Source organism: Nocardia sp. NPDC057455 (genome assembly GCF_042802775.1).
GTDB lineage: Bacteria > Actinomycetota > Actinomycetes > Mycobacteriales > Mycobacteriaceae > Nocardia.
In genome coordinates, this window is sequence record NZ_JBHVDM010000087.1 from 1 (window position 1) to 21,106 (window position 21,106).

22 protein-coding genes are annotated in these 21,106 nt (G+C 67.9%); 9 read left to right on the forward strand and 13 right to left on the reverse strand.

Annotated features, from left to right (window positions below):
• Nucleotides 1-94: 94 nt before the first annotated feature.
• Both ACFU5M_RS27225 and ACFU5M_RS27230 read left to right on the forward strand, forming a co-directional pair.
• The gene (locus ACFU5M_RS27225) at nt 95-4,048 is read left to right on the forward strand and encodes a DNA-directed RNA polymerase subunit beta' (RefSeq protein WP_379053722.1); all 3,954 of its coding nucleotides are present in this window, start codon (nt 95-97) and stop codon (nt 4,046-4,048) included.
• 137 nt (nt 4,049-4,185) lie between these two features.
• A complete protein-coding gene (locus ACFU5M_RS27230) occupies nt 4,186-4,662 on the forward strand; it encodes a PaaI family thioesterase (RefSeq protein ID WP_379053724.1) in 477 nt (158 codons plus the stop codon).
• Between the two features lie 59 nt (nt 4,663-4,721).
• Here the strand turns inward: ACFU5M_RS27230 and ACFU5M_RS27235 are convergent, their stop codons facing one another.
• The gene (locus ACFU5M_RS27235) at nt 4,722-5,732 is read right to left on the reverse strand and encodes an aldo/keto reductase (RefSeq protein ID WP_379053726.1); all 1,011 of its coding nucleotides are present in this window, start codon (nt 5,730-5,732) and stop codon (nt 4,722-4,724) included.
• Nucleotides 5,733-5,832: 100 nt separating this feature from the next.
• On the opposite strand from ACFU5M_RS27235, the gene ACFU5M_RS27240 reads away from it, so the two are divergent.
• Complete coding sequence (locus ACFU5M_RS27240; RefSeq protein WP_379053727.1) at nt 5,833-6,687, forward strand: helix-turn-helix transcriptional regulator; 855 nt, start codon at nt 5,833-5,835, stop codon at nt 6,685-6,687.
• On the opposite strand, the gene ACFU5M_RS27245 is transcribed toward ACFU5M_RS27240, so the two are convergent.
• Nucleotides 6,684-7,307: a hypothetical protein gene (locus tag ACFU5M_RS27245; protein ID WP_379053729.1), complete on the reverse strand. Its 624-nt coding sequence runs from the start codon at nt 7,305-7,307 to the stop codon at nt 6,684-6,686. The two genes, ACFU5M_RS27240 and ACFU5M_RS27245, sit on opposite strands and share 4 nt — an antisense overlap.
• A 291-nt stretch (nt 7,308-7,598) precedes the next feature.
• On the opposite strand from ACFU5M_RS27245, the gene ACFU5M_RS27250 reads away from it, so the two are divergent.
• Both ACFU5M_RS27250 and ACFU5M_RS27255 read left to right on the forward strand, forming a co-directional pair.
• Nucleotides 7,599-7,931, forward strand: coding sequence for an ArsR/SmtB family transcription factor (locus ACFU5M_RS27250; protein ID WP_379053730.1), 333 nt, complete (start codon nt 7,599-7,601; stop codon nt 7,929-7,931).
• Entirely contained in the window at nt 7,928-8,404 is a 477-nt protein-coding gene (locus tag ACFU5M_RS27255; RefSeq protein WP_379053732.1) for an SRPBCC family protein, read from the forward strand. The genes ACFU5M_RS27250 and ACFU5M_RS27255 overlap by 4 nt, the downstream gene beginning before the upstream one ends.
• Before the next feature lie 149 nt (nt 8,405-8,553).
• Here the strand turns inward: ACFU5M_RS27255 and ACFU5M_RS27260 are convergent, their stop codons facing one another.
• The 6 genes from ACFU5M_RS27260 to ACFU5M_RS27285 all read right to left on the reverse strand — a co-directional run bounded on the left by ACFU5M_RS27260 (nt 8,554) and on the right by ACFU5M_RS27285 (nt 12,791).
• Entirely contained in the window at nt 8,554-9,543 is a 990-nt protein-coding gene (locus ACFU5M_RS27260; protein WP_379053733.1) for a pirin family protein, read from the reverse strand.
• Nucleotides 9,540-10,334: a GNAT family N-acetyltransferase gene (locus ACFU5M_RS27265; protein WP_379053734.1), complete on the reverse strand. Its 795-nt coding sequence runs from the start codon at nt 10,332-10,334 to the stop codon at nt 9,540-9,542. Before ACFU5M_RS27265 ends, ACFU5M_RS27260 begins: the two co-directional genes overlap by 4 nt.
• 156 nt (nt 10,335-10,490) lie before the next feature.
• Nucleotides 10,491-10,784, reverse strand: coding sequence for a putative quinol monooxygenase (locus ACFU5M_RS27270; RefSeq protein WP_379053735.1), 294 nt, complete (start codon nt 10,782-10,784; stop codon nt 10,491-10,493).
• 22 nt (nt 10,785-10,806) lie between these two features.
• Nucleotides 10,807-11,817 (reverse strand): aldo/keto reductase, encoded by a 1,011-nt coding sequence (locus ACFU5M_RS27275; protein WP_379053736.1) that lies wholly within the window; start codon nt 11,815-11,817, stop codon nt 10,807-10,809.
• The gene (locus tag ACFU5M_RS27280) at nt 11,814-12,272 is read right to left on the reverse strand and encodes a MerR family transcriptional regulator (protein ID WP_379053737.1); all 459 of its coding nucleotides are present in this window, start codon (nt 12,270-12,272) and stop codon (nt 11,814-11,816) included. The genes ACFU5M_RS27275 and ACFU5M_RS27280 overlap by 4 nt, the downstream gene beginning before the upstream one ends.
• Before the next feature lie 147 nt (nt 12,273-12,419).
• Entirely contained in the window at nt 12,420-12,791 is a 372-nt protein-coding gene (locus tag ACFU5M_RS27285) for a glyoxalase superfamily protein (RefSeq protein WP_379053739.1), read from the reverse strand.
• Between the two features lie 59 nt (nt 12,792-12,850).
• Here ACFU5M_RS27285 and ACFU5M_RS27290 point away from each other — a divergent pair, with 59 nt between their 5' ends.
• On the forward strand, nt 12,851-13,054 hold the full coding sequence (locus tag ACFU5M_RS27290; RefSeq protein ID WP_379053740.1) for a hypothetical protein: 204 nt from the start codon (nt 12,851-12,853) through the stop codon (nt 13,052-13,054).
• 21 nt (nt 13,055-13,075) lie between these two features.
• On the opposite strand, the gene ACFU5M_RS27295 is transcribed toward ACFU5M_RS27290, so the two are convergent.
• Nucleotides 13,076-13,567, reverse strand: a complete 492-nt coding sequence (locus tag ACFU5M_RS27295) for a SixA phosphatase family protein (protein WP_379053741.1) — start codon at nt 13,565-13,567, stop codon at nt 13,076-13,078.
• 182 nt (nt 13,568-13,749) lie between these two features.
• Between ACFU5M_RS27295 and ACFU5M_RS27300 the strand changes: the two genes are divergently transcribed.
• A complete protein-coding gene (locus ACFU5M_RS27300) occupies nt 13,750-15,420 on the forward strand; it encodes an FAD-dependent oxidoreductase (protein ID WP_379053742.1) in 1,671 nt (556 codons plus the stop codon).
• A gap of 303 nt (nt 15,421-15,723) precedes the next feature.
• Here the strand turns inward: ACFU5M_RS27300 and ACFU5M_RS27305 are convergent, their stop codons facing one another.
• The 3 genes from ACFU5M_RS27305 to ACFU5M_RS27315 all read right to left on the reverse strand — a co-directional run bounded on the left by ACFU5M_RS27305 (nt 15,724) and on the right by ACFU5M_RS27315 (nt 18,189).
• Nucleotides 15,724-16,518: an acyl-[acyl-carrier-protein] thioesterase gene (locus ACFU5M_RS27305; RefSeq protein ID WP_379053744.1), complete on the reverse strand. Its 795-nt coding sequence runs from the start codon at nt 16,516-16,518 to the stop codon at nt 15,724-15,726.
• 211 nt (nt 16,519-16,729) lie between these two features.
• The gene (locus ACFU5M_RS27310; protein WP_379053745.1) at nt 16,730-17,863 is read right to left on the reverse strand and encodes a transglycosylase SLT domain-containing protein; all 1,134 of its coding nucleotides are present in this window, start codon (nt 17,861-17,863) and stop codon (nt 16,730-16,732) included.
• A complete protein-coding gene (locus ACFU5M_RS27315) occupies nt 17,860-18,189 on the reverse strand; it encodes a type VII secretion target (RefSeq protein WP_379053746.1) in 330 nt (109 codons plus the stop codon). The genes ACFU5M_RS27310 and ACFU5M_RS27315 overlap by 4 nt, the downstream gene beginning before the upstream one ends.
• A 145-nt stretch (nt 18,190-18,334) precedes the next feature.
• Between ACFU5M_RS27315 and ACFU5M_RS27320 the strand changes: the two genes are divergently transcribed.
• Together ACFU5M_RS27320 and ACFU5M_RS27325 are read left to right on the forward strand one after the other, a co-directional pair.
• Nucleotides 18,335-19,309, forward strand: coding sequence for an NADPH:quinone oxidoreductase family protein (locus ACFU5M_RS27320; protein WP_379053747.1), 975 nt, complete (start codon nt 18,335-18,337; stop codon nt 19,307-19,309).
• 16 nt (nt 19,310-19,325) lie between these two features.
• A complete protein-coding gene (locus tag ACFU5M_RS27325; protein ID WP_379053748.1) occupies nt 19,326-20,438 on the forward strand; it encodes a winged helix DNA-binding domain-containing protein in 1,113 nt (370 codons plus the stop codon).
• A 5-nt stretch (nt 20,439-20,443) separates the two neighbouring features.
• Here the strand turns inward: ACFU5M_RS27325 and ACFU5M_RS27330 are convergent, their stop codons facing one another.
• Nucleotides 20,444-20,968, reverse strand: coding sequence for an Lrp/AsnC family transcriptional regulator (locus tag ACFU5M_RS27330; protein WP_379053756.1), 525 nt, complete (start codon nt 20,966-20,968; stop codon nt 20,444-20,446).
• Nucleotides 20,969-21,106 lie beyond the last annotated feature (138 nt).

A 21,106-nucleotide genomic window follows, 5' to 3' on the forward strand; every position in this document is an offset into this window, starting at 1 on the left:
GATTACCGGACGTGCTCGGCCGAGCGAAGTCTCGGCAGACACTCACTAGTGAACTTTTGCTCGAATTCGACCCGCACAGGGGAAAGGAAGTTACGTGCTAGACGTCAACTTCTTCGATGAACTCCGGATCGGCCTGGCCACCGCCGAGGACATCCGTCAGTGGTCCTACGGCGAGGTGAAGAAGCCGGAGACCATCAACTACCGCACGCTCAAGCCGGAGAAGGACGGCCTGTTCTGCGAGAAGATCTTCGGTCCCACCCGGGACTGGGAGTGCTACTGCGGCAAGTACAAGCGCGTCCGCTTCAAGGGCATCATCTGTGAGCGCTGTGGCGTCGAGGTGACTCGCGCCAAGGTTCGCCGCGAGCGCATGGGCCACATCGAGCTGGCCGCTCCGGTCACCCACATCTGGTACTTCAAGGGCGTGCCCTCGCGCCTGGGCTACCTGCTCGACCTGGCGCCGAAGGATCTGGAAAAGATCATCTACTTCGCCGCCTACGTCATCGTGGCGGTCGACGACGAACTGCGGCACAACGAGCTGTCCACGCTCGAGGCCGAGATGGAGGTCGAGAAGAAGGCGGTCGCCGACCAGCGTGACGCCGACCTCGAGGCCCGTGCTCAGAAGCTCGAGGCCGACCTGGCCGAGCTCGAGGCCGAAGGCGCCAAGTCCGACGTCCGTCGCAAGGTCAAGGACGGCGGCGAGCGGGAGATGCGCCAGCTGCGCGACCGCGCCCAGCGCGAGCTGGACCGGCTCGAGGAGATCTGGAACACCTTCACCAAGCTGGCGCCCAAGCAGCTCATCGTCGACGAGGTGCTCTACCGCGAGCTGGTCGACCGCTACGGCGAGTACTTCACCGGCGCCATGGGCGCGGAGTCGATCCAGAAGCTGATGGAGAGCTTCGACATCGAGGCCGAGGCCGAGTCGCTGCGCGAGACCATCCGTAGCGGCAAGGGCCAGAAGAAGCTGCGCGCGCTCAAGCGGCTCAAGGTCGTCGCGGCCTTCCAGACCAACGGCAATTCGCCGATGGGCATGGTGCTCGACGCCGTTCCGGTGATCCCGCCGGAGCTGCGCCCGATGGTTCAGCTCGACGGTGGCCGCTTCGCCACCTCCGACCTGAACGATCTGTACCGTCGCGTGATCAACCGCAACAACCGCCTCAAGCGACTGATCGACCTCGGCGCGCCCGAGATCATCGTCAACAACGAGAAGCGGATGCTGCAGGAGTCGGTCGACGCCCTGTTCGACAACGGCCGCCGCGGCCGTCCGGTCACCGGACCGGGCAACCGTCCGCTCAAGTCGCTGAGCGATCTGCTCAAGGGCAAGCAGGGTCGTTTCCGTCAGAACCTGCTCGGTAAGCGCGTCGACTACTCGGGCCGTTCGGTCATCGTGGTCGGCCCGCAGCTGAAGCTGCACCAGTGCGGTCTGCCCAAGCTGATGGCGCTGGAGCTGTTCAAGCCGTTCGTGATGAAGCGCCTGGTAGATCTGAACCACGCGCAGAACATCAAGTCGGCCAAGCGGATGGTGGAGCGGCAGCGGCCGCAGGTGTGGGATGTCCTCGAAGAGGTCATCGCCGAACACCCGGTGCTGCTCAACCGCGCGCCGACGCTGCACCGCCTCGGTATCCAGGCCTTCGAGCCGCAGCTGGTGGAAGGCAAGGCCATCCAGCTGCACCCGCTGGTCTGTGAGGCGTTCAACGCCGACTTCGACGGTGACCAGATGGCCGTGCACCTGCCGCTGTCGGCGGAGGCGCAGGCCGAGGCGCGCGTGCTGATGCTGTCGTCGAACAACATCCTGTCGCCCGCTTCGGGACGGCCGCTGGCCATGCCGCGTCTGGACATGGTGACCGGCCTGTACTACCTGACCCGTCTGGAAGAGGGCGCGAAGGGTTCCTACCAGCCGGCCACCGCGGACGGTCCGGAGCGGGGCGTGTACTCCTCGCCCGCCGAGGCGCAGATGGCGGTGGACCGCGGTGAACTCACCGTGCGTTCGCTGATCAAGGTCCGGCTGACCGACCAGCGTCCGCCCAAGGACGTCGAGGCGGAGCTGTTCCCGGAAGGCTGGCGGCGCGGCGACGCGTGGACCACCGAGACCACGCTGGGCCGGGTGCTGTTCAACGAGCTGCTGCCCGTGGACTACGCGTTCATCAACGAGCAGATGCCGAAGAAGCGTCAAGCGACGATCATCAACGATCTCGCCGAGCGCTATCCGATGATCGTGGTCGCGCAGACCGTCGACAAGCTCAAGGACGCCGGCTTCTACTGGGCCACGCGTTCCGGCGTGACGGTCTCCATGTCCGACGTGCTCGTGCCGCCGGAGAAGGCCGAGATCATGGAGCGCTACGAGGCGCAGTCGGATCAGATCGAGAAGAAGTACCAGCGTGGTGCGCTCGATCACCAGGAGCGCAACAACGCCCTGGTCAAGATCTGGCAGGAGGCGACCGAGGAGGTCGGTAAGGCGCTGCGCGCGCACTACCCGGCCGACAACCCGATCATCACGATCGTCGACTCGGGCGCGACGGGTAACTTCACCCAGACCCGTACCCTCGCGGGTATGAAGGGCCTGGTGACGAACCCGAAGGGTGAGTTCATCCCGCGGCCGATCAAGTCCTCCTTCCGTGAGGGCCTGACGGTTCTGGAGTACTTCATCAACACCCACGGCGCTCGTAAGGGTCTGGCCGACACCGCGCTGCGCACCGCCGACTCGGGCTACCTGACCCGTCGTCTGGTGGACGTCTCGCAGGACGTCATCGTGCGCGAGCACGACTGTGGCACCGAACGCGGCATCGTGGTGCCGATCGCGGAGAAGCAGCTCGACGGCTCGATCATCCGCGACGCGCACGTGGAGACCTCCACTTACGCGCGCACGCTCGCGGCCGACGCGCTCGACGCACAGGGCAACGTCATCGTGGCGAAGGGCGCCGACCTCGGTGATCCGGCGCTGGAGGCGCTGCTGGAGGCCGGTATCACCGAGGTGAAGGTCCGCTCCGTGCTGACCTGCACCACCGGCACCGGTGTGTGCGCGACCTGCTACGGCCGCTCGATGGCGACCGGCAAGCTGGTCGACATCGGTGAGGCCGTCGGCATCGTCGCCGCGCAGTCCATCGGTGAGCCCGGTACCCAGCTGACCATGCGTACCTTCCACCAGGGTGGTGTCGCGGGTGACGACATCACCGGCGGTCTGCCCCGTGTGCAGGAGCTGTTCGAGGCGCGCGTGCCGAAGGGCAAGGCGCCCATCGCCGAGGTCTCCGGTCGCGTGCGGCTGGAGGACGACGATCGCTTCTACAAGATCACCATCATCCCGGATGACGGTGGCGAAGAGGTTGTCTACGACAAGCTCTCGAAGCGGCAGCGTCTGCGTGTGTTCAAGCACGACGACGGCTCCGAGCGTCTGCTCTCCGACGGTGACCACGTCGAGGTCGGCCAGCAGTTGCTGGAAGGCGCGGCGGATCCGCACGAGGTACTGCGCATCATGGGCCCCCGGCAGGTTCAGGTCCACCTGGTCCACGAGGTCCAGGAGGTCTACCGCTCGCAGGGTGTGTCGATCCACGACAAGCACATCGAGGTGATCGTGCGCCAGATGCTGCGTCGCGTGACGATCATCGACTCGGGCGCGACGGAGTTCCTGCCCGGCTCGCTCACCGAGCGTGCCGAGTTCGAGGCATCCAACCGCCGCGTCGTCGCCGAGGGCAACGAGCCCGCGGCGGGTCGTCCGGTGCTGATGGGTATCACCAAGGCGTCGCTGGCCACCGACTCGTGGCTGTCGGCGGCGTCCTTCCAGGAGACCACCCGAGTTCTGACGGACGCGGCGATCAACTGCCGCTCCGACAAGCTCATCGGCCTCAAGGAGAACGTGATCATCGGTAAGTTGATCCCGGCCGGTACCGGTATCAACCGCTACCGGAACATCCAGGTGCAGCCGACCGAGGAAGCTCGTGCCGCCGCGTACGCGGTGCCGTCCTACGACGACACCTACTACAGCCCGGACAGCTTCGGTCAGACCACCGGCGCCGCAGTCCCGCTCGACGACTACGGTTTCAGCGACTACCGGTAGTCCGTCAGCCGCAACGAGTTTCGGCCCCCGCTCCCTTGTGGAGCGGGGGCCGATTTCGTTCGGGAGATGGGGTTGTGGTGGACAACCGAGGTGGGAGGCAGTAGGAAGTAGAACAGGTTTCAGTTCTGTTCCTGGAGGTGGCGGTGGACGGCGCGGCGTTGGGCGATCTGGTGGTGGCCGGATTCCGAAAGTTGGGGTTCATCCAGTACGCGGGGGTCGAGTGGGAGGAGTTCGCGGCGGGGCGGAATGTGGTGTCGATCGTGCCGCGCGCGGAGCACCTGAACCACAACGGCGATCTGCACGCCGCGGTGCTGTTCGGGATGGCGGAGACCGCCGCGATGGGTGCGTCGGTGTCGGGGATCGTCGACCTGATGGGGGAGACGTTCATCGTCGCCAAGGACGGACGCATCGAGTACAGAGCCCGCGCGAAGGGAGATGCGGGGCCGTTCCGTGCGACCTCGGCGTTCTCCGCGGAGGCGCTGGCGAAGATGCGGGCGGACATCGAGGCGAAAGTGCCGCTCGAACTGGACGTACCGGTGGACATCGCCGATGCCGGCGGAAAGACCGTCGCCGCAGCGGTGTTCACCGCGGTGCTCCGGCCGCGCCGGTCCTGATCGAAACCCCACCAGACCTGCTCGGAGCGCGGCTCGACCTCCGCGCTCCGGCCGCGGTCTCAGCGCTCGCTGTCGAGCATCGCCATCTGCGCCGTGGCGTAGCGTTCGCCCGCGACGCGGTCGGCGGGCACGGCCGATTCGATGGTGGCCAGCTCCTCGTCGGTGAGCGAGAGGTCCAACGCGTCAACCGCTTCGGCCCAGCGTTCGCGGCGGCGGGTGCCGATCAGCGGCACGATGTCCTCGCCGCGAGTCAGGGCCCACGCGATGGCCAGTTGCGCCACCGAGGCGTCCTTGTGCGCCGCGATCTCGTGCAGCGAGCGCACCAGCTCGAGATTCCGGTTCAGGTTCTCGCCCTGGAAACGCGGGCTGTGGGCGCGGAAATCGGTCGGAGCGAAGCTGGCGCCGGGCCCGATCGCGTCGCTCAGCAGGCCGCGGGAGAGCACGCCGTAGGCCGTGACGCCGATACCGAGTTCGCGGCAGACCGGCAGGATCTGCTCCTCGATGCCTCGGGAGATCAGCGAGTATTCGATTTGCAGGTCCACGATGGGGTGTACGGCCGCCGCACGCCGGATGGTGTCCGCCCCGACCTCGGACAGGCCGGCATGGCGCACGTACCCGGCCTCGATCAGCTCGCCGATGGCGCCGACGGTGTCCTCGATCGGCACGTCCGGATCGAGCCGTGCGGGGCGGTAGATATCGATGTAGTCCACGCCGAGCCGCTGGAGGCTGTAGGTCAGGAAATTGCGCAGCGCCGCCGGCCGGTTGTCCACGCCGACGAAGCCGCCGTCGGGACCGCGCAGCGCGCCGAATTTCACGCTCAGCACCACGTCCTCGCGTGAACGTTCGGCGATGGCCTTGCCGATCAGCGACTCGTTGTGGCCCGCGCCGTAGAAATCGCCGGTGTCGATCAGGCCGACGCCGGAGTCCAGCGCCGCGTGGATGGTCGCGGTCGATTCGGCGTCGTCGGTCGCGCCGTACGCGCCGGACATGCTCATCGCCCCGAGGCCGATGCGGCCGACGGTCGGGCCGGTGGCGCCGAGCCGCACTTCGCGGATCTTCGTTGTCGTCATGGGACCAGCCTCGACCGTGCGCAACCGCCGCGGGAGAGATCGTTTATCGGGGGAGCGGCGATCCCTGGCTGAGCGTGCCGTTTCCGAGGACAGTAAGGGCATGGACCGCGCCGAACTCGCCGATTTCCTGCGCCGCCGCCGCGAGCAGCTCACGCCCGCCGATGTCGGGTTGCCGCCGGGTGTCCGGCGGCGCACGCCGGGGCTGCGCCGTGACGAGGTCGCGCTGCTGGCGGGCATGTCGACGGACTACTACACCCGGCTCGAGCAGTCGCGCGGACCGCGTCCGTCCACCCAGGTCCTCGCCTCGCTCGCGCGGACCCTGCGTTTCGACAACGACGAACGCGACCACCTCTACCATCTGTGCGACCACGCGCCGCCAGGACGTGAGACGACCGACAAGCACGTGGGCCCCGGCCTGATGCACCTGCTCGCCAAGCTGGACGACACCGCGGCCACCGTCGTCACCGATCTCGGCGAGGTGCTCGTGCAGAACCGGATGCACACCCTGCTCGTCGGCGATCACGGCGACCGGCGGGGGTGGGACAGGTACTACCCCTACCGCTGGTTCACCGACGCTTCGGCGCGCGTCTACTTTCCCGAGGAGGACTGGGATCGGCTCGGCCGCAACCATGTCGCCGATCTGCGTGCCACGGCCGCGCGCCGCGCGGGCGACCCGGACGTGGCCGAACTGGTCGCCGAGCTGCGCTCCGCGAGCGCCGAATTCGATCGGCTCTGGGACGAACACCAGGTGGCCGTACGACTGTCGGACACCAAACGCATCCGGCATCCGCAGGTCGGCCTGATCGACATCGTCTGCGAAACGTTGCTCACGCCCAACGCCGCCCAGCGCCTGCTGGTCTACCTGCCGCGTCCGGGCACGGACGCGGCCGAGAAGCTGGACCTGCTGCGAGTGATCGGCACGCAGCGGCTGACGACCGCCGACCGGCTCGACTAGGGCGCGGTGACGTACTCGAGCGCCGCGTCGACGGCGGGCTGCCCACCGCCGATGACGAAACCGGCCATCGCGCCGATCGCTGCGCCCGCCACCGCGGCGGCGGGCACCGTGATGAAGTCGATCACGAAGAGGCCGAGCGGGAATCCGACGATGAAGCCGATGGCGGCGCCGATACCCGCACCCGCCAAAATGGTCGGCATGGCCTTCTCGGCCTCGGCGTAGAACCGCTCCTGGGCGCTGATGTCACGCAGCGGCGCGTCGGCCATCGCGACCGGTGTGACGGTGAGCCGGTGGCCCGCGTCCTCGAGCACTGGGTCGAGCATCACGCGCTGATCGCCGATGCGCAGCGTCATCGGCAGCGCGGCCACCACATTGCCGTCGCGATCGGAGACCGTCACGACCCGGCCGTCGTGGGTGGATTCGAACGTCCCGTCCTGGATGGTCGCCACGGCCGCGCGCCGGTCGCCGGTGGCGGCGACCTCGTAGCCGACCTGATGGAACGATCCTCGCAAGTCGAGCGGCGCGTCGACGGGCGCGGGCTGTGCGTGCGCGGCACTCGTGGTGAGTGCGGTGGCCGCCAGCGCGACCAGGGTCGTCGCGGTGAATCGGTAGATCCTCATCGTGCTCTTTTCCGTGTGCCGCCCCCGTGTCCGGTTCGTCGGGAAAAGATACCGCTCGGCGGCCCTGATCAGAAGAGGCTGGGCAACAGTTCTTCGCCGAGTTCGTCCGCGAAAGTCTCTGTCGCACATCGCGGCACGAAGGGGACGGAGTCGGTTGTAAGGCTCCCGCTCCGGCTGGATCGGTCGGCAACGCGTTCTGGATCGGCGGTCGCGTCGCTGGTCCGGCTGGGTTTCGCAGCGGTGTGGGATTCCCTCTTGACGCCCGCCGTCATCTCCGCAACACTGAACTGGATGGTTCAGTATGACTTCTTGGATGCTTCCTTCGGGGCGCTCGCGGATCCCACCCGGCGTGGGATCCTCGAACGTCTCGGCAGTGGGCCCGCGACCGTCAGCGAACTGGCGGAGCGCTTCGAGATGACGCTCACCGGTGTCAAGAAGCACATTCAGTTGCTGGAGGCGGCGGGCATGGTGGTCACGGAGAAGCGCGGCCGGGTGCGGTACTGCCGCCTCGGTGTGAATGTCTTCGACCGCGAAGTGGCCTGGATGCAGGGCTACCGGCGGATGGTGGAAGCACGGCTGGACCGTCTCGGCGAATTCCTCGAGCGAACGGAGCAGGACCGATGAGTACAACCACGAACGACGCCGTCATTACGACCGACACCGACCGCACGATTCATATCGAGCGGATCTTCGACGCGCCGCGCGAGCGCGTGTGGGACGCCTACAGCAGGATCGAGCTGCTCGCCCAATGGTGGGGGCGCGGCAATCGACTGGATATCGAGCGCTGGGAGTTCCGTCTGGGCGGACATTGGCGCTTCGTCGAGCACTCCGACGAGGGAGCTCATGGCTTCGAGGGCCGTTTCCGCGAGGTCACCCCGCAGGAGCGCATCGTGTACTCCTTCGAGTGGGACGGCATGCCCGCCTATGTGGCGATCGACAGCGTCGGTTTCGTCGATCTCGGCGACGGCCGCACCAAGGTGGTGACCGACAGCCAGTTCCACACGCCGCAGGAGCGGGACGGAATGCTGCAATCGGGCATGGAGACCGGGCTCAACGAGAGCTACCGAGCGCTGGACGCACTGCTCGCGCGCGGGTGAGCCCCGGCGCTTCGGCTCCGGTCGCATGTGGCGCGGGCGGAGCCGGAGCGTGTGGCGGCCGCCAGTGGAGGCCGAGCCGAGAGGTCGGATCGGCGCCGAACGACGGGCGCGCCGAATGCAGGGCGTGAGCAAGATCGGGGGCGCCCGGATCAGGTCCGGGCCGGGCCGATCCGTCGCTTGCGCGGCTTCAGGTGCAGCCCGGGCAGTGGCGGCGCGGGGATACGTTGTTGCGGGGTATGGCCTGCGATGTCGGCGAACCGGGTGACGTGGTGGTTCTCCCAATCCGCCCGGGCGGCGAGGATGTCCTCGTGGCTGCGGCCGACGAAGTTCCACCACATCACCAGCTCCTCGCCGAACGGCTCGCCGCCGATCAGGGCGAGGTGCGCGCCGCCTGCGGTGCCGAGCCGCAGTTCGTCGCGCTCGGTCCCCAGGTACAGCAGCGGTCCGGGAGCGAGTTCGTCGCCCGCGACGGTCACTTCGCCCTCGATCACCAGTACCGCGTGCTCGAAACGAGGGTCGAGCGGGAGGGTGACCTCGGCCCCGGGCTCCAGCCGCACATCGGCGCCGACGATGGGTGTGTAGGCGATCGCGGGCGAGGTCTTCCCGGCCAGCGATCCGATCAGCACGATCGCGCGGAGGCCGGGCGCCTCGACGACCGGCAGTTCCCGATGCTGCTCGAAATGCGGGGCGATGCCGGTGCGGTCGCCCGGCAGCGCGATCCACAGCTGCAATCCGTGTCCGGCGGGTGCGCCCGGGACGGCGTACTCGGAATGAGCGATGCCGTGTCCGGAGGTCATCAGGTTCAGCTGACCGGGTTCGATCTGCACATCCGAGCCCACCGAATCGCGATGCCGGATGCGGCCCTCGAAGGGCCAGGTCACCGTTTGCAGGCCGATGTGCGGATGCGGGTCGATGTCCGGTGGTGCCCCGGTCTTGGTGACCGTTGGTGAGCCGAAGTGGTCGAGGAAGCACCACGCGCCGACGGTCGGCAGGTCGCGTTGCGGCAGTACGCGTTCGACGAAGACGCCGCGCACCCCGCCGAGCGGCACCTCACGGGCTGGATACCGCTCCGCGACCTGCCCTGGACCCGGCGCGGGTTCGCAGAGCGTCTCGGCCGGGCGCGGATCCAGATCGCTCACCGACCGACACCCTTGCCGATCACGTGCGCGTCGTACTGCGGATGCTTGTCCAGATACGCCTTGATGAACGGGCACACCGGCCGGATCACGCGCTCGCGCTCGATGGCGTCCTCGATGGCCTTCTCGGCCAGCACGGAGCCGAGACCCTTCCCGGAGAACGCGCCGTCGACCTCCGTGTGCGTGAACACCGTCTCGTCGCCGCGTTCCTCGTAGTCGGCGAAGCCGGCCAGCTCCCCGCCGTAGAACACCTCGTAGCGATGCCGTTCGTCGTTGCGGACGACCTCGGACTCCGATGCCGATTCGCTCATGGTTCCCTTCTCCTTCCGGGCGCGCACCGGATGCCTGCTGAGAATCGAGACCCGGTTGAACGCGCCGATCGTGGTGGCCACCCAGATGACGACGGACAGCTGATCATCCGTCAGATGCCGGCGAGCCGAAGCGTACTCACGCTCGATCACGTTTTCGTCCGGAAGCGTCGCCGCGACTTCCGCGACCGCGAGCACGGCCTGCTCGAACGGGGTGTACGTGCCGCCGCGCCGCCAGCCGGGCAGCACCGCGATCTCCTGCTCGGTGGCCCCGGCGGCCAGTGCGGCGCGGTAGTGCACATCCAGGCAGTACGCGCAGCCGTTGAGCTGGGAGACGCGCAGATTGATCAATTCGATGATCCGGCGATCCAGTCCCACCGCCGCGCCCGCGGCCCTGACCTCGTTCGCGACGCTGTTGAGCGCGCGGAACGCGGCAGGCGTCTGCTTGTCTATCCAGACGCGGTCACGCGGCGCTTCGGGCTTCATATTCATGGGATGTTAGCCGCCGCCGGTGAACGGCGCAGACCAGCCGCCGGTCAAGCGGACTTCGGTCCGGAGTTCGCGCGTCGGTAGCCCGGGTTCGCGCCGTTGGGCGCCGCCCAGGTGGTCCGGCGTCGCACGCAATGCCGGACCACCAACCCTTCACTCGATCTCGGTGAACCGCCGCAGCTGAAACGGTTCGACCAGGACTTCCTGCAACGCGGTGGCAAGAGCCTTCAGGTGCGGCGTCTGGAAGTGCGCTGCCAGCGCGTCCTCGTCGGCCCATTCCTCCAGCAGCACCATCCGGCTCGCATCGGTGGGATGCAGGTAGAGCTCGTAACGGAGGCAGCCGCCCTCCGCGAGAGTCGGTTCGATCATGCCTTGTAGCAGATCCTTCAATTCCGCCTCGCGCCCCGGCTTGGCGATGAAGCGAACATTGAGCGTCAACGTCGACATGAGCGTCTCCTGATCTCGAGGGTTATTCCCGGCCGGCCGACGTGAACGACATGTCCGCGTACCGGGTTCCGGCTACCTGACCCGCGATCGGCTCCAACGTCGCCAGCTCGTCGGGCGTCAGCGCGATGGTCGCGGCGGCGACGTTCTCGGCGAGCCTGGTCCGACTGCGGGTGCCGGGGATCGGGACCACCGCGAGGTCGTGCGCGCCTGCCTGTGCGTGCACCCAGGCCAGTGCCACCTGCGCCGGTGTGATGCCACGTGCTTCGGCGATGGCTCGCAGCGGGCCGAGCAGCTCGGCATTGCGCACCGCGTTCTCGCCGGTGAAGCGCGGCATCGAGGAACGGAAATCCTTGGCATCCGCCGTACCGGTGAACGATCCGGTCAGGAAGCCGCGTCCCAGTGGCGAGTACGGCACGAACGTCACACCCAGCTCCGCCGCCGCGGGCACCACGGTGCGTTCGACGTCGCGGGAGAACAGCGACCATTCCGACTGCACTGCCGCGATCGGGTGCACCGCGTGCGCCGCGCGCAGCTCGTCGCCCGTCACCTCGGACAGGCCGAGGGCGCGGACCTTGCCGTCGCGCACCAATTCCGCCATCGTGCCGACCGTCTCCTCGATCGGCACGGCGGGATCCTTGCGGTGCATGTAGTAGAGATCGATGGTGTCGACCCGGAGCCTGCGCAGGCTGGCCTCCACCGAGTCGCGGATATAGGCCGGGGAGTTGTCGAAGCCGCGATAGGCCGGGTCGTCGGCCTTGCGGACGATCCCGAACTTGGTGGCGATCACCAGCCGGTCACGCTCCGCGCCGACGAAATCGCTGAGGAATTCCTCGTTGTGCCCGGTGCCGTAGACGTCGGCGGTGTCGAACAGCGTGACACCCAGTTCCAGTGCCCGATCCAGGGTCGCCCGGGATTCGGTGAGATCGCTGGGGCCGTAGAACTCGCTCATGCCCATGCAGCCCAGGCCTTGCGTGCCCACCTGGATGCCGCCGGCTCCCAGCGTGGTGGTGGGAAGTGTGCCGACCGTTGTCATACGTTGATCCCTTCGCTGTCGTGCGCGGTGACCATGGCCGGCTCGAGCGTCTGCGCTTTGCCTTCGTACAGTGCGATCTTGTAATCCAGCACGGCCAGGGTCTGACGAAGTTCATCGATCTTGGCGAGCACCTGCGCGCGGGTGTCCCGGAACATCTCCAGCCGTTGCGGGAACGTGGCTTCTCCGGCCCGCACCAACTCGGCGTAGCGGAGCATGTCCGCCACCGGCATGCCGGTCGTGCGCAGCCGCCCGATCAGTGCCAGCCATTCCAGATCCCGGTCGCTGAACCGCCGCTTGCCGGTGTGGTCGCGCCCGATGTAGTCCAACAGGCCGATCCGCTCATACCAGCGCAGCGTGTCCCGGCTCAGTCCCGAGCGCTCGGACACCTCGCCGATCGAGTACCGCGGCTGCTCCCTGTCGCCACGCGTGCTCGCGTGCGGCGCGGTTTCGCTCACCACCGAGCCTCGCTGCCGCTCGGCTTCGTGCTGCGCTGCGCGCTGCGTTCCCGGTTGATTCGCTGACGCTCGCTCACTGCCCTCGCCCTTCCCGTTGAACATCGACGACGCTAGTCACCTGGAGTGCACTCCAAGCAAGGGGGCAGTTCAGCTGCTGTAGTCGGGCAGTTGCTGAACGGCCCACTTGTTGCCGTCCGGGTCGGCGAAGAAAGTGAACAGCCCCCAGCCGAGGTCCTGGACCGGCGTGGCGTCCACGCCTGCGGCGATCAACTGCTGATAGGCGTCCTCGGCGCTGGCCACCACCACCTGCATACCTCGGACACTGCCGGGCGCCGCGTCGGTGATGCCTTCGCCGAGGCAGATCGAGCAGCCGGAGCCGGGCGGGGTCAGTTGTACGAAGCGCAGGTTCTCATCGACCCGATGATCGTGATCGGGATGGAAACCGATCTTGGTGTAGAAGTCCTTGGCGCGGTCGACGTCGGTCACCGGAATGGCGACGAGCTCGATTTTCCAGTCCATTCCGGCGAGCATTCCATCAGGCGCCGACAAAGTCCCGGATTCCGGCCTACGCTGGGAACATGCCTGGAAAGGACATCGACCGGATCAGGGCTCGTTCGGCCTGGGCGACGGTCAGGGAAAGCCCGGTGATCACCGCGATCGCGATCGCGCCGGTCGCGATCGCGCTCGGCGTGGTGTGGTGGTTGTTCGGTGGTCTGGCCGCGTTCGCGCTGCTGCTCGTGCTCGGTGCGGTCGTTGTGGTCGGCGGCAGGTTACTGCGCTGACCGCGTGCCAACCGCGTGCGGTCAGCGCGGAATGTGGAAATGCATCAGCTCTCCGGTCCCTGGATCCACGTCGGCCCAGTCGCGGTCGAAGCGCAGCACCGCGAGTGCTGAGGTCGGGAACTTCCGGCTGAGTTCGACCGCCGGGGCGCTGTCGCGATTGCTCGCCAATTCCCATGCCGTCCACGGCATGCCCGGCGCGTGGCCGATCACCAGCAGCGTCGCCACATCGTCGTCGCTGAGCCGGACCAGCTCGATGAGCGTCTCCGGCACGGCCTCGTAGATCCCGGGTTCGAAAACGACCGGCGCGGTGACGCCGGTGGCCGCCAGCGTCTCTCTGGTCCGTGTCGCGGTGGAGCAACGCACGGCGTCGATCGGCGGCTGGGTGGCCCGCAGCCACCGGCCTGCGAGTCCCGCCTCGCGCCTGCCCCGCGGCGCCAATGGCCGCTCGTGGTCGTCCACGCCCTCCGGATAGGCCGACTTGCCGTGCCGCATGAGGATCAGAGTCCGCGCCATGGAGATACGGTAAGGCCTCCGGGCGAGAGGTCTCGACCACACTCGAGGCAAACTGAAAGCGGCATCACATCACGGCCCGCTGCGGGCGATCCCCGCGGCGGACGAGACGGACGCCGCTCATCTGTCCACCACAACCCCATGGGTGGCCACGGCCCACGTACTTCTTCGAGGATCAGCACAATATGGCCTACGTAATCACGCAGCGTTGTTGTAACGACGCCAGCTGCGTCTCCGAGTGCCCGGTCGACTGCATCCGTCCCACTCCGGATCAGCCGGAGTTCGCGACGACCGAGATGCTCTACATCGACCCCGACACCTGTATCGACTGCGGCGCCTGTGTCGACGCGTGCCCGGTGGAGGCCATCTTCTCCGAGGACGACCTGACCGCTTCGCTGGCGCGATTCCGCGACATCAATGCCGCCTACTTCCAACGGCATCCGCTGGAGTCGAACTTCGATCCGATCGTCACTCCCGCGCGTCCGCCGAAGGAGCTGGGCACGCTGCGCGTCGCGATCGTCGGCGCGGGCCCAGCGGCCTGCTACGCCGCCGACGAACTGCTGCGCAGGGCCGACGTGGAAATCGAGATGTTCGACCGGCTGCCCACCCCGTGGGGCCTGGTCCGGGCGGGCGTCGCGCCCGACCATCCGGGCACCAAGACGGTCTCGGGCATGTTCGAGTCCGCGTTCCGCCGTGAGACGCTGCAGTACTACCTGAACGTCGAAGTGGGCACGCACATCTCGCACGAGGAACTGCTGCGCCACCACCACGCGGTGATCTACGCGGTCGGCGCCTCCAGCGACCGGAAGATGGGCGTCCCGGGCGAGGACCTGCCGGGCAGCCACTCCGCCACCGAGTTCGTCGCCTGGTACAACGGCCACCCCGATTACGCCGACCGGACCTTCGACCTGTCCGGCGAACGGGCCGTGATCGTCGGTAACGGCAACGTCGCGCTGGACGTGGCGCGCGTGCTGACCGTCGACCCGGACGAACTCGCCAAGACCGACATCGCCGATCACGCCCTGGACGCCCTGCGGCAGAGCAATATCCGCGAGGTCGTCGTGCTCGGCAGGCGTGGTCCGCTCCAGGCGGCCTACACCTCGCCGGAATTCCTCGCCCTCGCGCATCTGAAGGGCGTCGACGTCGTCGTCGACGAGACCGACCTGGCACTGGATCACGCCAGCCAGGCGATCGTGGACGACCCGCAAGTCGAGCCGTCGGTGAAATTGAAGTACACCCTCGCCGAGGAGTACGCGGGCGGACGCAGGGCCGAAGGCAACAAGCGCATCGTGTTCCGCTATCTGACCTCGCCCACCGCGCTCACCGGCACCGAGCGGGTCGAGTCCATCGAGATCGTGCACAACGAGCTGTTCGAGGAAGGCGGTCAGCTGGTCGCGCGGTCGACCGACCGCACCGAGAGCATCGGCGCCTCGCTGGTACTGCGGTCGATCGGCTACCGCGGCGAGCGGATCGGCGAACTGCCGTTCGACGAGCGGCGCGGCGTCGTGCCGAACGAGCACGGCCGGGTCATCGGTGACGATGGAGCCATGCTCAGCGGCGTGTACGTCAGCGGGTGGATCAAGCGTGGTCCGCGCGGTGTCATCGGTTCGAACCGGATCGACTCCGAGGAGACGGTGGAACTGCTGCTCGCCGACTTCACCGCGGGCAAACTGGTCGCGCCGCAGGCCGACCGGGCCGCATTGAAGGCCTTGCTCGCCGAGCGCCAGGCCGACTTGGTCGACCGGGCGGGCTGGCGAGCGATCGACCAAGCGGAGAAGACCGCGGGCAAGTCCGCGGGCCGTCCGCGCGTCAAGTTCACCACGCGCGAGGACCTGCTCAAAGCCGCCCGCGGCTGACGATCCAGGAGGCCGGTCGGAGCACCGCGTTCCGACCGGCTCCGAGCCACCGATTTCGCAGCTGACGATCTCGCAAAACCCCGCCGCCCGATCTCCTGAGAGTTCGGCGGGCGATCGCGCGAACCTGGCGGCCGACCTAGTAGCAACCTGGCGGCCGACCCCGCAGGAACCCGGCGGCCGACCCCGCGATAACAGCCCCGACCGTCCCAGGGAACTGGCCGACTGGTTTCGCAGAACATGGGTAACTCACCGGATTTAGCGGCACCCGACGCATGACATGAACGCGCCCTCGACTGATATGGCCTAAAAACCCGGAGAGGCGGGCTGACCGGGTAAGGGCATGATGCGGACCACGGTTGTGGTGGTCCCGCCGACCACGAACCACAGCCGCAGCACCGGCTGCCCGCTGCGATCTCCCGGCTCGTACCGGCTGCGCACGCTCACGTGCTGGCGGGCCAATACCGGCGCCACGTATTCGATCACCGCGCGGTGCGGACCCGCGAGCAGCTTGGGATATTCGACCAGGAACTGTTCCACCGCTTGCCAATAACAGGCGTTGTTGACGTGGTTGTACTGGTCGATGTCGGTGGCGCGCACCGGGAACGGCAGGTCGGTGTCCGACTCCGGCGGGGTGGCGTCGGTCAGGTAGGGCCGCCACCGCAGGCGGTGCTCGCCGGAGGTGCGCGCGAGATAGGCGAGGCCCTCATCGCTGATCCGGGCGGGCATGCCGGTGGACTCGCTGATGTTGATCCAGAAGCCCTCGGTCTCGATCAGGCCACCGTTGCCGCTGGTGATCCGCACGCGCATGTTGGTCCACCGGGTGGACATCGCCGAGCACCACCGCAGCAACTGCACCTCGTCCGGCCACAGAATCGGCCGGACGACGTCGATGACCGTGCGCCGGATGATCCAGTTCGGGTCGGTGCGATGGAAGAACGTCTTATGCAGGTTTTCCCAGGCGATATCTTGCAGGTAGCGGGCGATGGCATCGAACCGCAGCCGGTCGTAGGGATCCACATCACCAGCCCGGACGGGCCACGCCGAAGCAAAGCCCATGCCCTCCTGGGGAAGCGGGGCGAGTGGCTGATCGAGTGACACTTGTGCTCCTCGCGCTGCACGGTGTGCCGCGTTTCTTCATGCGGTGCTGTTGTGACGACTTTACGGGGCGTACGTCACACCCTCGCGCCGAGCCGTCCGTACCTCCTTAATAGTCCGTCAGCGGGGTCCTGGGCCAGCAAGAATGGGCTTTTGCGTTCGCGGCCCGGCGCGGGAGCGTGCGCGGTCGCGGGCGGCCATCGCCCGAAGCGGGTCAGTAGCCCTGGTACGCGCCGCCCGAGTTCACGGCCGCGACTCCGGGGACGTTGCCGAGCGACCCGTAGCGGTCGATGGAGTACCGCACTCCGGCGATGATGTTGTCGACCGGGTTCCAGACGTCGTCGTGGCCGGGCGCCTTGTAGGCGTTGAACGTGCTGTCGATGGTCTGCATCAAACCCTTCGACGGATGGCCGGCCACCCAGTTGCTGTCCCAGCGGTTCTCCGCGTACGGATTGCCCGCGGATTCGTGCTCGATGATCAGCGCGATGGCCCGTTCGTCGATGTCGGCGGGGTCGTACCCCATCGCGATGAGTTTCTGCTTCGCCTCGGCGATCCATCGCGCGACGTCACCGCTCGGCAGCGGACCGGTCGGCGCGGACGAACTCGGACCACCGTGATACGACGTGCCCGACGACGTGCCGTGCGACGTTCCCGAGTCGTTGTGCCCGGACATCAATTGGCTCGACCGATCCGGCGAAGGCGCGGAGACCGGGGTTCCCGACGTGGCGGCCGGGGTGGTGGTGGCGGGCGTGGTGGGGGCCGAAGGTACGTTCGCGCGGGGCTCACCGAGCCCCGCGAACGCCGCCTCCAATTTGCCGGCCGCGCCCTCGACCTGGGTCTTGGCTCGGTTCGCCACATCCTCGGCGGTCTTCAGGGCGTTGGTCAGCTCCCACGTCCGCGAGGCCGCCTGGAGCGCTTCCTGGAAGACGAGGCCCTCGACGTCGGCCTTGTCCGCGTGCCCGCGGAGATAGTCGATGCGCGTCTTGGCATCGACGGTGCCGTTCGCCGCGACATCGAAGGGCGGCGTCTGGTTCAGTGCGTCGTCGCGCAGGCTCAGTACCTTGGCTCGGGCTTCGGTCAAGTTCTGCACCTGGGTGGTGAGCGCGGTCTTCAACTCCAGCAGCGCGGCGCTCACCGCGGAGGCACGGGTCTTCTCGGTCTGCATCCGGGCGTTGGCCGCGTCGCCCGCGGAACCGGACCACTGCTTCGTGTCGGCGAGCGCTTTCGTGTCGTCGGCGCCCTTGCCGACCGCGGTATCCAGCCCCTGCGACATCCGTTCGGCGAACCCACCCGCCGCCGAAAGCTGCTCCGGCTGCCAGTTCTCGACGTTTGGAATGGTGAGCGTCATGGCAACTGGAGCCCCACGGCGCGCAGTTTCGTCGCGAAGTCGTCCTCGGCAAGCTCGTACTTGCCCGCCGCGTTGTGCAGGTTGTCGGCGATCGTGGTGAGGCGCGATCCGATCCGCTCCAGGCAGCGGTGCGCGGCGTCGTTCGCGCGCTGGGCCACCGGGCCGAAATCGGTGCCGGGCAGCGCACCGGCGATGGCGCCGAGACTTTCGCCGCCGAGGCCGGTGACCGACGCGGCCTCCGTGCGCAGCGTCTGCGCGAAGGAGCGCAGCGCCGCCGGGTCGACTTGCATCGTCGTCGCAGGTTGTTGCTGGTTTTGCTCGACCATGAATCCCCCTTCCCTCCCGACCGCGAGGTCGCGGCCAGCATAGCAAAATCGGGCGTCCGGACGGGCGCTCTCGGGCGGCGCCCGTTATGTTGTCGGTGTGGCGCCGGCGCGGATCAGGCCGGTGCGAGGACAGAGAGGTCGGCACATGCGCGCAGCCCAGGTCAGCAAGCTGGAAGGACCGGAAGCGATTCGGCTCGTCGACATCCCCGAGCCCGCGGTTTTCCCGGGCGGCGTGGTGATCGACGTGCACGCGGCGGGCGTGGCCTTCCCGGACGTGCTGATGACGCGCGGCCTGTACCAGATGAAGCCGGAATTGCCGTTCGTCGTTGGTGGTGAGGTCGCGGGCATCGTCCGGGAGGCTCCCGAGGACGCGCACGTGCGGCCGGGTGACCGGGTGGTCGCGCTGACCATGCTCGGCAACGCGATGGCCGAGACGGCCGTCACGCCCACGCAAATGGTGTTCCGTCTTCCCGGCAACGTCTCGCTGGAGGCGGGCGCCGGCATCCTGTTCAACGACCTGACCGTGCACTTCTGCCTGCGCACCCGAGGCAGGTTGGCGGAAGGGGAGACGGTTCTGGTGCACGGCGCCGCGGGCGGTATCGGCACCTCGACGCTGCGGTTGGCGGCCGCGCTCGGTGCGGGCCGGGTGATCGCCGTGGTGAGTACCGAGGAGAAGGCCGAGGTCGCGCGGGCCAACGGCGCCACCGATGTGGTGCTGACCGACGGCTGGCTGGCGGCGGTGAAGGAGCTGACCGGCGGTCGCGGCGTCGACATCGTGCTCGACCCGGTCGGCGGTGACCGTTTCACCGACAGCATCCGTTCGCTCGCCTCGGCGGGCCGGTTGCTGGTCGTCGGCTTCACCGCGGGGGAGATCCCGACCGTGAAGGTCAACCGGCTGCTGCTGAAGAACGTCGAGGTCACCGGCGCGGCGTGGGGCGAATGGGTGATGTCGCATCCGGGTTACCTGCAGGAGCAGTGGGCCGAGATCGAGCCGCTGCTGGCCTCCGGCAGGATCGCGCCGCCGCAACCGCTGCTGTATCCGCTGGACAAGGCCGCGGATGCGGTCGCCTCGCTGGACAACCGGACGGCCACCGGCAAGGTCGTGGTCACCCTGCGCTGACGCGGCGTCCTTTCTCATGAAACTGTCCAACCGGGTATTGAACCGGACTCTGCTGGCTCGCCAGCATCTGCTCGACCGCTCGCGGCAGACGGCGCACGAGATGTGCGACCATCTCGTCGGGTTGCAGGCGCAGGATTCGCCGCCGCCGTTCGTCGGATTGTGGAGCCGCATCGCGGCCTTCGATCCGGCGACGGTGTCGGACGCGCTGGAGGACCGCTCGCTGGTCCGGATCACCTTGATGCGCGGCACCATTCATATGGTCACCCCTCCCGACGCGTTGCGGATCGCGCCGCATGTGCAGCCGGAACTGGAGAAAGCGCCCTTCCGCAAGGGTTTCAACTACGGCGCCATGGTCGGATTGGATCCGGAAGAGGTACGCGCGCGCGGCGAAGCCGTGCTCGGCGACGAGCCGATGTCCGCGGCGGACTTGCGCGCCCGCGCCGCCGAGCATTACCCCGACCGCGACCCGGGCGCGGTGTTGCAGACCTGGCTGTATCAGCTGCCGGTGTTGCAGACCCCGCCACGCGGGAAGTGGAAGGACAGCAGCAGGCCGATCTGGTCGCGGGTCGAGCCCTGGCTGGGTGCGCCGCTGGATCCCACATATCCATTGGCGGAGTTGATCTTTCGCTATCTGCGTGCCTTCGGGCCGGCGAGCACGATGGACATGCAGACCTGGTCGAGACTGCCCGGGATGAAGCAAGCCGTCGCGGCACTCGGCGATCGGGTGCGCACCTACACCGACGAGCGCGGCCGCACGCTTCACGACGTCGCCGACGGTGCGTTGGCCGATCCCGACGTCCCGGCTCCGGTGCGGCTGCTCGGCTGGTACGACAACGTCCTGTTGTCGCACCAGGACCGGACGCGAATCGTGCCCGACCGCGCCGCTCCTCCGCTGCGCGCCTTCGCCGCCCAGGTCTCCCCGGTACTCGTCGACGGCTTTCTCGCGGGCCTGTACAAGGTCTTCACGAATGCCGAGTCCGCCCGGCTGCGCATCAGCCCGACCCGGAGCTGGACGAACGCGGAGCGCGCGGAGGTGGAGGCCGAGGCACACGCTCTGCTCGCCTTCCTGGAGGCGGGCAAGCGGGGAAGCGTGGAAATCCTCGACGTGGGCGCCGACCTGCGCCCCTGAACCGGCTACGGCTCGCGGGCCGGGCGATAGGCGGGGGCCTTGGTGGTCCCGGTCGGGCCTAGCGTGCGCAACAGCGGCAGCGTCCGGCGTGACACCACGGTGGACAATACGATGACGCTGTGCGAGCGCACCACAGAGGAGGTCCGGTCGATGCTCAGCAGCACGGCCTGCAACCCGGCGTGCGAGTCGGCCCCGATCCGGCACAGCACGTCTCCGGTGCCGGTGGTGGCGTAGGCCTCCAGCACGCCGGGGATGGCGTCGAGTTCGGCCGCCACCGCGTCCAGCGCGCCCTGGGCGATCTCCAGCGTCACGAACGCCTGCACGTCGAAACCCGCCGCGGTGACGTCGATCTGCGGGTCGTAGGAGGCGATCACGCCGGATTCCTCCATGCGCGCGATCCGGGACTGCACCGTGGCCCTGGCGACCCTGGTCCGGCGGGACAGTTCGAGAATGCCCGCCTTCTGGTACTCGTGCATCGCGGTGAGAATGGCGAGGTCGAGTTCGTCGAGCTTCGCCGATGTGCGCGCCATGGCGACCTCCGTTCGAGCACCGGGGTCGGGCTTGCTGCCCGTCTCATCGATGCTATTCAAATTGTCCAGCATCATGCGCCATTTGCTAGACGAAATCGCCACCCTGACTATCGAGATTCGACGCTGTTGCCTACCCGG

Coding starts and splice junctions, on each gene's coding strand:
- ACFU5M_RS27245 (WP_379053729.1), bottom strand. CDS start 7,307: ATGAGGATCTACCGATTCACCGCGACGACCCTGGTCGCGCTGGCGGCC.
- ACFU5M_RS27255 (WP_379053732.1), top strand. CDS start 7,928: ATGAGTACAACCACGAACGACGCCGTCATTACGACCGACACCGACCGC.
- ACFU5M_RS27250 (WP_379053730.1), top strand. CDS start 7,599: ATGGTTCAGTATGACTTCTTGGATGCTTCCTTCGGGGCGCTCGCGGAT.
- ACFU5M_RS27265 (WP_379053734.1), bottom strand. CDS start 10,334: ATGAAGCCCGAAGCGCCGCGTGACCGCGTCTGGATAGACAAGCAGACG.
- ACFU5M_RS27275 (WP_379053736.1), bottom strand. CDS start 11,817: ATGACAACGGTCGGCACACTTCCCACCACCACGCTGGGAGCCGGCGGC.
- ACFU5M_RS27325 (WP_379053748.1), top strand. CDS start 19,326: ATGAAACTGTCCAACCGGGTATTGAACCGGACTCTGCTGGCTCGCCAG.
- ACFU5M_RS27310 (WP_379053745.1), bottom strand. CDS start 17,863: ATGACGCTCACCATTCCAAACGTCGAGAACTGGCAGCCGGAGCAGCTT.
- ACFU5M_RS27320 (WP_379053747.1), top strand. CDS start 18,335: ATGCGCGCAGCCCAGGTCAGCAAGCTGGAAGGACCGGAAGCGATTCGG.
- ACFU5M_RS27270 (WP_379053735.1), bottom strand. CDS start 10,784: ATGTCGACGTTGACGCTCAATGTTCGCTTCATCGCCAAGCCGGGGCGC.
- ACFU5M_RS27240 (WP_379053727.1), top strand. CDS start 5,833: ATGGACCGCGCCGAACTCGCCGATTTCCTGCGCCGCCGCCGCGAGCAG.
- ACFU5M_RS27285 (WP_379053739.1), bottom strand. CDS start 12,791: ATGGACTGGAAAATCGAGCTCGTCGCCATTCCGGTGACCGACGTCGAC.
- ACFU5M_RS27315 (WP_379053746.1), bottom strand. CDS start 18,189: ATGGTCGAGCAAAACCAGCAACAACCTGCGACGACGATGCAAGTCGAC.
- ACFU5M_RS27290 (WP_379053740.1), top strand. CDS start 12,851: ATGCCTGGAAAGGACATCGACCGGATCAGGGCTCGTTCGGCCTGGGCG.
- ACFU5M_RS27300 (WP_379053742.1), top strand. CDS start 13,750: ATGGCCTACGTAATCACGCAGCGTTGTTGTAACGACGCCAGCTGCGTC.
- ACFU5M_RS27295 (WP_379053741.1), bottom strand. CDS start 13,567: ATGGCGCGGACTCTGATCCTCATGCGGCACGGCAAGTCGGCCTATCCG.
- ACFU5M_RS27330 (WP_379053756.1), bottom strand. CDS start 20,968: ATGGCGCGCACATCGGCGAAGCTCGACGAACTCGACCTCGCCATTCTC.
- ACFU5M_RS27235 (WP_379053726.1), bottom strand. CDS start 5,732: ATGACGACAACGAAGATCCGCGAAGTGCGGCTCGGCGCCACCGGCCCG.